This window comes from Granulicatella sp. zg-84 (assembly GCF_010892375.1).
Classification (GTDB): Bacteria; Bacillota; Bacilli; order Lactobacillales; family Aerococcaceae; genus WM01.
Genome location: NZ_WNJX01000009.1, coordinates 21,151 through 35,333, shown reverse-complemented (window position 1 = coordinate 35,333; position 14,183 = coordinate 21,151). Strand labels below are relative to the sequence as shown.

Sequence of the window (14,183 nt, the reverse complement as noted above, 5' to 3'; positions counted from 1 at the left end):
TCATTTAAAATAAAAAGCATCACAGAGTCATTATACAGTAAAAGAGGAATAAACATGGAAGATGCTTTATATTGGGCAAAACAAATTCAAAAAGGTGCTATATCTGCTGAAGAACTGTTATTAGAAACGATAAAAAAGATAGAGAATATCAATCCACAATTAAATGCTGTTGTGCGCACACGATACGATAAAGCTTTATATGAAATACAGACAAGACCATTATCTAAGACAATGTATAAAGGTGTGCCTATTTTATTAAAAGATTTAGGACAAAATCTAAAAGGAGAACTTAATACATGTGGTAGTTCTTTGTTACAAAACAATGTATCTAATCATACAGACAATCTCGTTAAAAAAATAGAAGAATTAGGATTTATTGTGATTGGGCAAACAAACGCAGCAGAGTTTGGATTTACTAATTTTACAGACAATATGTTATATGGTACGACAAGAAATCCTGTTGATATGACAAGACATGCGGGCGGTTCCAGTGGAGGTGCTGCTAGTGCGGTTGCCGGTGATATGATTCCTTTGGCTCTGGCAAGTGACGGAGGAGGGTCAATTCGTATTCCGGCTAGTTGGACAGGTACAATCGGACTAAAGCCGAGCAGAGGGCGTATTCCTGTTGGACCATTTAGTTACCGAGGGTGGCAAGGAGCATCTATTCATTTTGCTATTACAAAAAGCGTACGAGATACAAAAGACTTATTCTATGCACTTCAAACAGAACAGTGGGAAAGTCCCTTTACCTTGCCTTTAAATAAAGAGCTACCTATGATTAAGCCTTTAAAAATTGCATATAGCACCAAGTCACCGGTAGGAACACCGGTTTCGGATGCTGCGAAAAATGCTGTTTATTATACAGTACAAATGCTAAAAGAACTGGGTTGTATTGTAGAAGAAGCAACACCTAAATTAGACGGTATTGGATTGATGCAAAGTTATTATATGATGAATAGTGCAGAAACAGCAGCGATGTTTTGCGATATGGAAATGTCTTTAAAGCGTCCTTTAACACGAGAGGATATGAATATAATGGCATGGATTATTTATCAATCAGGTAAAGATTTACTAGCGAGTGATTATACAAAAGCTCTATCTTGTTGGGACAGTGCTGCAGCGGTAGTGACTGATTTTCATGAAGAATATGATGTGTTTTTGCAACCAAGTACAGCAGATGTAGCGCCTAAACTAACAGAATATGGTATACAACATAAATTGTTTGAAAAAATGGCAAATGATGTGGAAAGTACGACATCTACTAAAAGAAAATTAGATATTGTTTGGGAGATGTTTTTAAAAGGATTAACATTAACACCTTTTACCCAACAGGCCAATTTGACGGGACAACCTGCTATTAGTTTACCGATATATCAAACCAAAAACGGATTACCACTTGGTGTACAGTTGACGGCTAGAAAAGGGCGAGAAGACATTTTATTTGCTTTATCAGAACAGTTGGAACCTTATTTCCTTTCATAGATAATAATGCGGTATCAAAGGTATTTATTAGTCAAAAGTGTATTTTCGATTTTTACTTGTCGTAGTATATAAATGGGTTATAGAAATGAATGTTTATGTATTATTTTAAGAATTCTTGAATTCGACAAAAATAGTCGGATTTTTCTGTCAAATAGATGATTAAAAAGAAAATTTAGAGAAATCCTGTATTCTTAGTGGAAAAATAAAAAAGAATTTGTTATAATATCGAAGTACGGCAATGAGAAGCTTATGAACCGAGTCAGATCCGGAAGGAAGCAGCTATAAATAGGATTTCTCATGTGCTGTACTTTTTTGCGGAAACATAAAAAATCGAAGAAGTAAATAAATCTGTTTACTCTAAGGAAGGGTGTAAATTATGGCATCAGTAGTAGTTGTTGGAACCCAATGGGGCGATGAGGGAAAAGGTAAAATTACCGACTTTTTAAGTGAAAATGCAGAGGTTATCGCACGTTATCAAGGTGGAGATAATGCAGGACATACAATTAAGTTTGGTGGTGTTACGTATAAATTGCATCTCATTCCATCAGGTATCTTTTATCCAGAAAAGATTAGTGTTATTGGGAACGGAGTTGTTGTAAACCCTAAATCTTTAGTAACAGAATTAGCATATTTAGCAGAAAGAAATGTTGATACAAAAAATTTACGTATTTCTTCTCGTGCACATGTGATTTTGCCGTACCACATTTTATTAGATACATTACAAGAACAATCTAAAGGTGATAATAAAATAGGTACAACGAATAAAGGGATTGGACCTGCTTATATGGATAAAGCAGCTCGTATCGGTATTCGTATGGCAGATTTATTAGATAAAGAAATATTTGAAGAACGTTTACGTACGAATTTAGAAGAAAAAAATAGATTATTTGAAAAATTATATCAAGCAGAACCATTAAAATTTGAAGATATATTTGAAGAATATTATGAATATGGACAACAAATTAAACAATATGTTTGTGATACATCTGTAATTTTAAATGATGCATTGGATCAAGGTAAACGTGTATTGTTTGAAGGTGCCCAAGGTGTCATGTTAGATATTGACCAAGGAACATATCCATTTGTGACATCATCTAATCCGGTAGCTGGTGGTGTAACCATTGGTAGTGGTGTTGGACCGTCAAAAATCACAAAAGTTGTTGGCGTTTGTAAAGCATACACATCGCGTGTAGGAGATGGACCATTCCCAACAGAATTATTTGATGAAGTCGGAAATCGTATCCGTGAAATTGGTCGTGAGTATGGAACAACAACAGGTCGACCAAGACGTATTGGATGGTTTGATAGTGTTGTGATGCGTCATGCAAGACGTGTATCGGGTATTACGAATTTATCTTTAAACTGTTTAGATGTTTTAAGTGGTTTAGATGAAGTTAAAATTTGTGTTGCTTATGAGAAAGCAAATGGCGAACGAATTGAACACTATCCAGCAAGTTTAAAAGAATTGTCAGAGTGTACACCTGTGTATGAAGTGTTACCGGGTTGGTCTGAAGACATTACAAGTTGCCGTACATTAGAAGATTTGCCAGAAAATGCACGTCAATATTTACGTCGTGTATCAGAATTAGTTGGTGTACGTATTTCAACATTTTCTGTTGGTCCAGATAGAGATCAAACGAATGTGTTGGAAAGTGTTTGGGGATAATGACAAAGGCACGGTACTTAGTATCGTGCTTTTTTATGATAAAAATGTGTAGAGTAAGAAAGGAATAGTATGGAAAAAGCTTATATCACACGACAAAGTGCTCAAAAAATAAAAAGAGGTAACCCTTTATTAGTAGAAAAAGACTTTTCTTCTATATCATTTGCAGAGGGAAAAGTAGTGGCTTTGTACGATGAGCGACAACAATTCGTTGCACAAGCATTATTAGGGAAGCAGAACAAAGGGATTGGATTTGTCTTTAGTCAAAACCCAAAAGAAACACTATCCGCTAGTTTTTTTGAAAATTTATTGTATAAGGTGTATCAACGAAAACAATCTTTGGTGATTTCTTCTACTGCTTATCGTTTGTATAATGGGGAAGCAGATGGATTAGGAGGATTTACGATTGATATGTATGAGGGAGTTGCAGTTTTTTCATGGTATACGCAAGCGATTTATGCTTATGCGGATATAATTATAGAAGTCTTTTTAAAAGTTGTGACAGAGTGCCAATCTGTTTATGAAAAATTGAGATATGAGAATCCTCTATTTGTATCACGTTTTGTCACTGGCCAACCTATTGAGCGATTAATCATTGAAGAAAATGGTGTAAAATTTGCGACATATATGGACGACGGTTTAATGACCGGAATTTTTTTAGATCAAAGAGAAGTAAGAGCATATTTAAAAGAAAAATGTCGAGGTAAATCGGTATTGAATACTTTTAGTTATACAGGAGCATTTTCGGTTGCGGCCGCTGTTGGTGGAGCAAGTCAGACGACAAGTGTGGATGTAGCGAAACGAAGTATTGAAAAAACGACAGAACAATTTGATGTGAATGGTTTGTCCATGGATTCTCAAAAACTATATGTTATGGATGTTTTTGATTATTTCAAATATGCGAAGAAAAAAGAGTTAGTATTTGATTGGGTTGTACTGGATCCACCAAGTTTTGCCAGAACGAAGAAAAGAACATTTTCTGTGGCAAAAAATTATACAGAATTACTCGAAGATGCCATTCATATAACATCAAAACATGGCTACATTGTTGCATCAACAAATGCCTCAAATGTGTCATATACAGATTTTGTTGCAATGATTGATAAAGCCTTTAAACGACTAAAAAGAGCCTATACGATTGAAAAAGTATTTAGGCTACCAGAAGATTTTACGACTTTAAAACAAGTTGAATTATCGAACTATTTAAAAGTTATCATTTTGAAAGTAGACTAAAGAGAAAATGTGATGATACAGGCTGACCCAAAAGTCAGTATATGATAAAAGCGGAGAAAACAAACAGTGTTAGGCTGTTTGTCTTCTCCGCTTTAGTTTTGATGTCATCATATTTTTCAAAAAGCTAAATTTATCGTGTCATGATTTTTGACCCTACCTCGTCTTTATTTTGACTTTTAGGTTAGCCGTATTTGTAGAGATAAAAAGACAATTGTTATAAAAAATAGTATTAGACTAGCGTTTTCAAAAAGACACCTCGCATATAAATAGTGGTGGTTCTCTTTATGTGCTGACTGTTAAGACAGCACACGTTTAATCGTATATATTTAAGGTCAACCATTTCTAAAAGATTAAAATTAAAGCGTTGACAAAATTATAAAAAAAGTTAAAATAATAATAATATAATAAAAAGATGTGGATAAAATGTACTATAGAAATTGTTATAGGTACAAAAATGGGGATATTTTATTGGATTAGATTATAGAACTTTATTTAATGATAAAAGGAGGAAATATTATGAAAAAAGTGATAAGTGTTGTTACGTTTTTGATTATTTTATTATTTATAAATTTTGGGTTTGTCAGTGCAGAAGAGGCAGATTTTAATATCCAAAATTTAGATGTTACTGTTGTAAATGTAGATGATTTACAGTTGCGTCAGGTAGGAGATAAAATAGAGTTAACAAGTGATAAAGTAAAAGTGCTTAATGTTACACATAAACAGACTTTAAGTACGTTTGCTAGAAAATCATATACAGCTGGTTACGAAATTGAAATACCGTTGGAAAAAAACACCATTGGTGAAGATAGAGATGTTGATGGAAGTAGTAAGTATATCGCAGGGGTCAAAGCTGAACTATATGTTGATTATGATGTAAGTTCTAATAATGAAAAAATTAGAGTGAATAGAATTTACGGTAGTTGGAAACCTGGTGATATATATTATCTTATAAGTAGAAAAGTAGGATGTCACTCAGGTTCGGGTACTGGAAAACTTTTTCAAACAGATGTATCTACTAATTCATTTAGCTATTCGTTAAATTGGGGATATAATGTTAGATTGTGGGGACCATTATCTCCAAGAGCTTGGAGTGAAGCAGTATCTAGAGTTTCTGGTATGAGTGGAACGTATTTAATAAAAATCGAATTTCCTTTTTCTTAAAATTCTATAGGGAGTGATGTATCATGCGATTGTATCGATATTATATATCTATTCTTTTTTATATTGCGTTTTTATTCGTCACGCCATATTGTGTTGAAGAGATAAATACTCTTGTACAACGAGGAAATACCGTGGGGCTGATTATTACCGGAGGACTATTTTGTTTCGGGATATTCGCACATCTACTATTATTCAAAGCCACCGTTTTGGAGCGAGCGTTTAAATATAAACGTATCTTTATCATTTATATAGTAGGTATTGTTTTAACGCTGTTGTTTTGGACAGTTTACCCACATCCTTGGGTTGCTAGGAATATCATTTTGTGCTTGTCATTATGGATGCTGACAGAAAGAGTGCTAGTAATGAGTTCGATTATTTTGATGAGTAGTTTTATTTTTATATCAAGAAAATTCCCTAGGGAGTAAGTCAAAAGTATTCTAGGATGAAAAAAATATGATAAAAAAGATAGAGTGATATTTTTGTGAGTTTATCACTGAAATGTTTCTCTATCTTTTATTTATGTCAATATATAAGATATTTTCAAACAGTATCAGTATAATATACGCTCGTTATTTTGATGTTTTTCATTAAATCGTCTTAGTAGAAGAATTTTACATATAAAACTAGGTCAAAAAAATAAAGGCTGACCCAAAAGTCAGTATATGATAAAAGCGGAGAAAACAAACAGTGTTAGGCTGTTTGTTTTCTCCGCTTTAGTTTTGATGTCATCATATTTTTCAAAAAGCTAAATTTATCGTGTCATGATTTTTTGACCCTACCTCGTCTTTGTTTTGACTTTTAGGTTAGCCGTTCTTTTGACGATGCTCTTTACCAACATGAGTTGATAAAGAGCCATTTTTTCGCTTTCTTTATATTAGCACTACTGTTCAAATTGAGCACGATATAGTCCGGCATAAAATCCATTTGCTTGTAATAATTCGTCATGTGTTCCTTGCTCGATAACATTTCCTTGTTGCATCACAAGGATTTTATCCGCATCACGAATAGTTGATAGACGATGTGCAATAACAAAGGATGTTTTATTTGCCATAATATGATCCATTGCAGATTGTATTTGCATTTCGGTACGTGTATCAATATTTGATGTTGCTTCATCAAGAATAAAAATAGACGGTCCTGCTAAAATGGCACGAGCAATCGTTAATAATTGTTTTTGCCCTTGTGAGATATTATCGGATTCTTCGGTGATGATTGTATCGTAACCATGTGGCAATTTACGAATAAAATCATCAGCAAATGCTTGTTTTGCTGCGGATACTACTTCTTCATCTGTTGCGTCTTGTTTAGCGTAACGAATATTTTCACGAATAGTTCCGTTAAATAACCACGTATCTTGCAGTACCATACCGACATTATCACGAAGCGATTGTTTACTATAGTTTGAAATGTCGTGTCCGTCAATAAAAATTTTACCACCTGTAATATCATAAAAACGCATGAGCAAATTGATAACAGTTGTCTTTCCTGCTCCTGTTGGGCCGACAATCGCCACAGTTTGTCCGGCTTTCACATGGATATTCAAATCTTTCATCAGTGGTTTGTCGATACTGTATCCAAACGATACATGGTCGAAGTCAACTTGTCCGTCAACTTTTGGTAATTCAGGTTTTTCTTCCATTTCCATTTCGGGAGCATCTAGTAAATCAAAGACACGTTGACACGCAGCACTCATAGCTTGCATTAAGCCAATCATATTTGCTACATCTCCCATTGGACGACTTAGTTGTTGTGTATATTGTAATAAAGCTTGAATACTTCCGACAGATAAAGCTCCCGCACTAACTGACAAGCCGCCGATAACAGCGATAAAGACATAAACTATATTGTTAATAAGACGAGAAATAGGATACATCATGCCAGATAGAAATTGTGCTTTCCAACTAGCTTGGTATAATTTGTCATTCATGGCTTTAAATTTATCCATAGAACGTTCTTCATAACTGAACGATTTGACAATTTCATGACCTGTATAATGTTCTTCAATATAACCGTTTAAGGCGCCTAAACGATTTTGTTGTTTAACATATAATACTTGTGAATGTTTTGTAATATATGAAATAACCATTGAAGATAAAGGAATACCCAAAATACCTAATAAAGCAATACCCCAATGAATAGTGAACATCATATAAACAATACCAATTAGTGTAAAAACAGACGTTAAAATTTGGGTTGTAATTTGTCCGAGAGCATTATCAATAGTTTGCATATCATTTGTTGCACGACTCAGTAAATCACCTTTTGAGTTTTCATCGTAGTAACGAATAGACACACGTACTAATTTTTCTTTAACTTCTTTTTGTAGTCGATACATAATATCCGCTTGAATAATGGATAAAATATATTTTCCTAAAAAGTTCAAAGCTGCAGCAAGAACATACAAAATAATCAGTGTTTGAGCGATTTGCCATAATCCGTTGAAGTCGACTTGTTGATTTTGTGAAAAGCTATCAAAAATCAGTGTGGTAGCTCCTCCTAAAATTTTAGGGAGTTGTACATCCATAAAGACTGACAGGATAGTAATGATAATAATAGCAACGAGTGCTAAAGAATAGCGCTTCATATATGTTAATAAACGTAAAAGTGCTTTTTGATGTTGTTTTTTATCCATGTTGTACATCCTCCATTTCCTCAAAGTTTGATTGTGAACGCATAATTTCTTGATAAACCGTATTGGATTGTGCTAATTCGTCGTGTGTACCAATGCCAACGACATTTCCCTCATTTAATACAATTATTTTTGTTGCATCAGTAACAGAAGAAATACGCTGTGCAACAACAAAAACAATGGCTTGTTCATTAATAGGTTTCAAACTTTGACGTAACTGGGATTCTGTTTTAGCGTCCAAAGCAGAAAAACTGTCATCAAAAATAAACATAGATGCTTTTTTAACCAAAGCTCGAGCAATTGCTAGACGTTGTTTTTGTCCTCCAGAGAAATTTTCTCCTCCTTGTTCGACACGTGCATATAATGTGTTGTCTAATTTAGAAACAAATTCCCATGCTTGAGCAGCTTTTAGTGCGCTAATCATCTCTTCTTCTGTCGCGTTTTCGTTCCCAAAACGTAAGTTATCTGCGATAGTACCTGAAAATAGATTTCTATTTTGTGGGACTAAAGCAAGTTGTTGACGTAACTCAACTTCTTCAAAGTCTTGTATATTTGTGCCATTATAAGTAATGGTACCTTCTGTGGCATCTAAAAAGCGTAATAATAAATTCATCAATGTAGATTTTCCTGCACCAGTTGAACCAATAATGGCAATTTTTTCACCTGTTTTTGCTTCAAATGATACATTTGACAACATTTTTTTCTCTGCACCATCGTATTTGAACGATACATTATCAAATTGAACATGTGTGATACTGCTCAATCCTTTTCTTTCATTAGAAAAAGTTTGTTCAGGTTTTTGTTCAAGTACAGAGTTAATACGATTGGCAGATACAATACCTTGTGGAATCATAATGAAAACCATAGATAAAAGCATTAAAGAAATAAGTACTAGAGAAGAGTATTGTAAAATTGCCATTAAATCTCCCAAATCGAGAGAGTTATTTTGAATAAATTGTCCACCTAACCAAACGATTGCTAAATTTGAGAAATTAATCATAATCATCATTGTAGGCATGATGTAGCTGAATTTTAGATTTATATCAAAAAGTAGTTGTTTATAATTGGTATTGATTGTATTAAAACGTTCTAGCTCAAATGTATCTTTATTAAAAGCACGAATAACACGTACACCAGTTAGGCCTTCATGTACAATTTGTGTCATTTTATCGGTAAATTGACGAAGTTTTGTAAAATCTTTGGAAATAGCTCTCACAAGTAAGAACACAAAGACAACTAAAATTGGAATAGATACCATTAAGACAATAGATAAGCCTAAACTAATCCGAATAGATAAAATAATAGATCCAATAAAAACAAGTGGAGCTGTTAGTGCTAGTCGCATAGCAGATCCTAAAGTTTGACTTAATGTTTGTACATCAGTTGTTGTACGGTTGATATAAGAGCTAGTCCCAAACTCTTGAAAATCTTGTGTAGAGAAATGTTGTATATGATGAAATAAATCAGAACGCAAGTCTTTTGCTAGACCAGTTGCAAATTTTCCGATTTTTAATCCAATCCATATAGATAAAACAAGATCTATAAGAGAAGCGATGAGCATATATGTACCTTGTAAATAAATTTGATTATTATTTTGTTTTAAAATACCTTCTGAAACTAATGTTGATAAAATGGTTGGGGTATATAAACTAGCACTCACTTGTAAAATTGTTAATCCAAAAATAAAAAAGAGCTGCCTTTTATAGCGGCTAACGTGTGTCCAAATTTGTGTCATGTTGTGTGTGACTCCTTTCTTGATTAGAAAGTGTAATGTGCTCTATTGGCATACTTTCTAATGTATCTAAAATATTGTTTAATTGTGTTAAAGTAGTGGAAATAGTGCTACCAAATTTTTTTTCTAATGTATCGAATATACGTAAATCATCTTTATAAACAGCAACGGCAAGCTGTCTGCCTACTTCTGTTAGCGTGATAAAGGTCATACGTTTATCTTCTGTTGAGTGTTCTCTTTTAACGTATTGATAGTTTTCTAAAGCATTTATAAATTGGATAATAGATGCTGATCGTATATTGAAAATATGGCTAAGTTCTTTGATTGATAGTGGATTTTTATGATCTTGTTCATAAAAATAAAGTTTCATTAAAAGACATTTTTCCATCTCTGTCAGAGATTCTACGGTATTTCTAAATACGGATATTTTGCTAACTCGTTTAAAGGTTTGTAGCATTTCTTGGATAAGTTTGTGTTGATTTGGCATGATGCACCTCCATTTCTTTGTTAAGTAGTGTATCATAATTTTAATAGGTAGGCAACCTATTAAAATGAAAATGAATTGTTTTTTGTTACATATATGTAACAAAATAGTGTAAAATAAAGAAATTTTCAAAGAGTTGATGTATAATAGCAAATGATACAAATTATGGAGGGTTTATATGCGTAGAAAAAAATCCGATTTTAAAGACCCATATTACAATGAATCACTAGAAACACTTTCAAGAACAACATTAAATGAAACTAGAAAAAGAAAAAAGAAAAGAAAAAGACGTCTTATTTGGTTGACAGTGTTGCTTGTGTTACTAGGGGGAGCGACTATTTATGGATTTGATGTGTGGAATAGTTTCAAAACTGCTGTTAATAAAACAACTCACGAAGTGAAGAAAGACAATTTACGTAGTGAAGCATTGAAAAAAAGAGATCCGTTCTCTGTTTTATTGGTGGGGATTGACCAAGGTGGTGAATATGGATACTCAGAGGATGCACGAGCAGATACACTTGTTTTAGCAACAATCAATCCTGAAACCAATACAACAACATTGGCAAGTATCCCAAGAGATGCGTATGCTAAAATGAAAGTATCAGCAACAGTTGAAAATGGTTTGTGGGATAAAATCAATCATTCCTATGCCTATGGAGGTATTAAAGGAACAATAGATACTGTTCAACAATATTTACAAGTCCCTATTGATAGTTATATCCGTATTGATATTGATGGATTGATGGATTTGGTAGATAAAATTGGTGGTATTGATGTTGTGAGTCCAATTACTTTTTCACAAGAAGGATATAATTTTGTCGAAGGAGAATCGATTCATCTAGATGGTTTTGGAGCAAATGTTTTTGCTCGAATGCGTATGGTTGATCCAGAGGGAACAGCTGGGCGTGAGGGCAGACAACGTACATTGATTACAGCTTTAGCGAAAAAATTACTTAGTGCTAATACATTATTTAACTATAAAAATATTTTAGATACAATTAGTTCTCATGTTCAAACAGATTTGACATTTGATAGATTGTTAGAAATACAAAGAGATTATAGTTCAGCACTAACAAATATGAAGCAAGAAAGTTTTGAAGCGTTTGGTGTAGATATTCAAAATGGTTATTACGGACTTGTGACGGATACAGAACGTTTACGTGTAAGTAATATTTTGCGTAAAGAATTAAAATTAAATCCAATTACGCAACAGACATTTATTGATAAAGATATTTCGTTAAGTCAAGATAATGACATCTATCATTTATACAACTCAGTAGAATGTATTGATGCGAATGGGAATTCGGTTGAGTGTGCTGTGATACCTACTAGAAATGCTGGTACATATACGACTGAAAATGAAACAATACAACAAACGGTACAACAGACCGTTGAACAAACAATACAGCAAACAGTACGACAATCTGTACAGCAACCATTAGTGACAACTACAAATAAAGAAGAATAAATTTTCATAAAAGAGCGTCTTTCAAACAGATAGACGCTCTTTTCGTCTTAATAAAAGATATATCAAATAGATGATGATTGTGTAACAAATTATTACAATCATAAGATGAATAGACACAACCCCTTTGAAAAACGAACTAAAAGAGATATAATTACAATAAGGAAAGTATACGAATTGGAATGAAGAGGAGGCGTATGAATGACGTTTTCATTAGAGAGGGAAAAAGTATTCAGAGATCCTGTACATGGTTATATTCATGTACAACATAAAACAATACTAGATTTAATTAACGCAACAGAGTTTCAAAGATTAAGACGTATTAAACAATTAGGGACCTCGTCCTCTATTTTTCATGGAGCAGAGCATTCACGGTTTTCGCATTCATTAGGTGTCTATGAAATAGCAAGACGTATTTGCGATAAATTTGAGCGTGCTTATAAATCAAAAGTAGAAGGGGACGGCTTGTGGAATGATAACGAAAGACTTGTTACATTATGTGCAGCGTTATTGCACGATATTGGGCATGGTCCATTTTCACATACTTTTGAAAAAGTCTTTGATACAGATCATGAAAGTTTAACAACAAAAATTATCTTATCCAAAGAAACAGAAATCAATCATATTTTAACGCAAATTAGTCCAGAGTTTCCTGAAAAAGTAGCATCTGTTATTCAAAAAACATATCCAAATCCACAAGTTGTGCAAATGATTTCTAGTCAAATTGACGCTGATAGAATGGATTATTTATTAAGAGATGCCTATTTTGCGGCAGTTAGTTATGGTATGTTCGATTTAAATCGTATTTTAAGAGTCATTAAACCATATAAAGAGGGTATTTGTTTTGACTATTCCGGAATGCATGCGGTAGAAGATTACATTGTCAGTCGTTATCAAATGTATATGCAAGTTTATTTTCATCCAGTTTCTAGAGGTGTTGAAATGATTATTCACAACCTTTTTGAACGTGCGAATGACTGTTACCATAATGGGTCTTTAGAGAATAGTCAGAATGTACCACTCCTTATTCCGTTTTTTGAAAAAAGATGGACATTACAAGATTATTTAAAATTAGATGACGGTGTGATGACCACCTATTTTACGTTATTTTTAAATGAAAACGATACGGTTTTAAAAGATTTGGCACATCGTTATTTATCTCGAAAACCACTGAAATCTGTATCGGTAGAGCATTCTGACTATGTACAGAATATTATTGATTTTTCAGAGTCTAAAGGATTTTCTGAAAAATATTATACAGGATACAATAATAGCTATGATTTACCATATGATTTTTATAGACCAAACCAAAAGAAAGCACGTACATCAATTAAATTGATGAAAAAAGACGGCACATTACTTGAACTGTCCAAAGCGAGTATGTTGGTAGAGTCTTTAACAGGAAAAGAAAATGGAGATATACGGTTTTATTTTCCTAAGGAATTATTGGAGTACGAATCGTTTAAAACGATTTTAAATAAAGTTGAGTAACTTATTAAGGAGAAGTCATGACGAATATAAAAATGGTCGCTATTGATATAGACGGAACATTATTAAATTCTAAAGGTGAACTGACACCTAAAGTAAAAGAAACAATTAAAAAAGCAACACAAAAAGGTGTAAAAATTGTGTTATGTACAGGAAGACCAACGAAAGGTGTTGAAAACCTTTTGAACGAGTTAGACTTAATGAGTGATGAACAATATGTGATTTCCTATAATGGTTCCTTGGTACAGTCGACCAACAAAAAACAAATTGTTCAATCATATTCCTTTACATTTAAAGAACTAGACGAAATTAGAGAATTGGCAGATACATTACAAGTTCATTATCATGCTGCTGGAGATGATGCTTTATATACGACAAATCGTATGATTGGTATTTATACAGCGTATGAATCTGTATTGGTAAATATGCCCATTGCTTATCGAACGATAGACGAGTTAAAAAATATAAATTTAAATCCATACAAAATGATGTTTGTGGATGAACCGCATATTTTAGATGATGTTTTGTTGAAAATACCACAAGCAATAAAAGAAAAATATTTCCTCGTAAAAAGTGCACCTTTTTACTTGGAAATTTTGCATAAAGATGCCAACAAAGGAAATGCAGTAGCAGCTTTAGCTACGTTTCTAAATATAGATCTTTCTCAAATAATGGCGATTGGCGACAACGATAATGACATTGATATGATTGATGTTGCTGGATACGGTGTTGCAATGGGAAATGCAGTGGATAGAGTCAAAGAACATGCGACTTATATGACAACATCAAATGATGAAGACGGTGTTGCGCATATTTTAGAGGAATTGGTTTTATAAAAGAGGTGAC

General features: G+C 33.2%; 10 protein-coding genes and 1 other RNA gene. 8 read left to right on the top strand and 3 right to left on the bottom strand.

All coding sequences use genetic code 11. The features are described from left to right. Positions 1-54: 54 nt before the first annotated feature. The 5 genes from GMA06_RS03090 (at position 55) to GMA06_RS03070 (ending at position 5,539) form a co-directional block, all read left to right on the top strand. On the top strand, positions 55-1,482 hold the full coding sequence (locus GMA06_RS03090) for an amidase (protein ID WP_163561649.1): 1,428 nt from the start codon (positions 55-57) through the stop codon (positions 1,480-1,482). Between the two features lie 222 nt (positions 1,483-1,704). Further along, positions 1,705-1,804: signal recognition particle sRNA small type (gene ffs / locus GMA06_RS03085), an RNA gene on the top strand. A 54-nt stretch (positions 1,805-1,858) separates the two neighbouring features. Then, positions 1,859-3,148: an adenylosuccinate synthase gene (locus GMA06_RS03080; RefSeq protein WP_163561648.1), complete on the top strand. Its 1,290-nt coding sequence runs from the start codon at positions 1,859-1,861 to the stop codon at positions 3,146-3,148. A gap of 69 nt (positions 3,149-3,217) precedes the next feature. Next, positions 3,218-4,378: a class I SAM-dependent rRNA methyltransferase gene (locus GMA06_RS03075; protein WP_163561647.1), complete on the top strand. Its 1,161-nt coding sequence runs from the start codon at positions 3,218-3,220 to the stop codon at positions 4,376-4,378. A gap of 516 nt (positions 4,379-4,894) precedes the next feature. Further along, positions 4,895-5,539 (top strand): hypothetical protein, encoded by a 645-nt coding sequence (locus GMA06_RS03070; RefSeq protein ID WP_163561646.1) that lies wholly within the window; start codon positions 4,895-4,897, stop codon positions 5,537-5,539. Between the two features lie 880 nt (positions 5,540-6,419). On the opposite strand, the gene GMA06_RS03065 is transcribed toward GMA06_RS03070, so the two are convergent. Genes GMA06_RS03065 through GMA06_RS03055 form a run of 3 tightly spaced genes read right to left on the bottom strand, consistent with a single transcriptional unit; the run spans position 6,420 to position 10,387 of the window. Next, the gene (locus GMA06_RS03065) at positions 6,420-8,171 is read right to left on the bottom strand and encodes an ABC transporter ATP-binding protein (protein WP_205426190.1); all 1,752 of its coding nucleotides are present in this window, start codon (positions 8,169-8,171) and stop codon (positions 6,420-6,422) included. Beyond that, a complete protein-coding gene (locus GMA06_RS03060; RefSeq protein WP_163561644.1) occupies positions 8,164-9,903 on the bottom strand; it encodes an ABC transporter ATP-binding protein in 1,740 nt (579 codons plus the stop codon). The genes GMA06_RS03065 and GMA06_RS03060 overlap by 8 nt, the downstream gene beginning before the upstream one ends. Then, positions 9,878-10,387, bottom strand: coding sequence for a winged helix DNA-binding protein (locus GMA06_RS03055; RefSeq protein ID WP_163546563.1), 510 nt, complete (start codon positions 10,385-10,387; stop codon positions 9,878-9,880). Before GMA06_RS03055 ends, GMA06_RS03060 begins: the two co-directional genes overlap by 26 nt. 175 nt (positions 10,388-10,562) lie before the next feature. Here GMA06_RS03055 and GMA06_RS03050 point away from each other — a divergent pair, with 175 nt between their 5' ends. From GMA06_RS03050 to yidA, 3 genes are all read left to right on the top strand, one after another. Next, positions 10,563-11,852 (top strand): LCP family protein, encoded by a 1,290-nt coding sequence (locus GMA06_RS03050; RefSeq protein ID WP_163546562.1) that lies wholly within the window; start codon positions 10,563-10,565, stop codon positions 11,850-11,852. A 198-nt stretch (positions 11,853-12,050) separates the two neighbouring features. After that, the gene (locus GMA06_RS03045) at positions 12,051-13,340 is read left to right on the top strand and encodes an HD domain-containing protein (RefSeq protein ID WP_163561643.1); all 1,290 of its coding nucleotides are present in this window, start codon (positions 12,051-12,053) and stop codon (positions 13,338-13,340) included. Positions 13,341-13,357: 17 nt separating this feature from the next. Further along, entirely contained in the window at positions 13,358-14,173 is an 816-nt protein-coding gene (gene yidA, locus GMA06_RS03040; protein WP_163561642.1) for a sugar-phosphatase, read from the top strand. Positions 14,174-14,183: the final 10 nt, after the last annotated feature.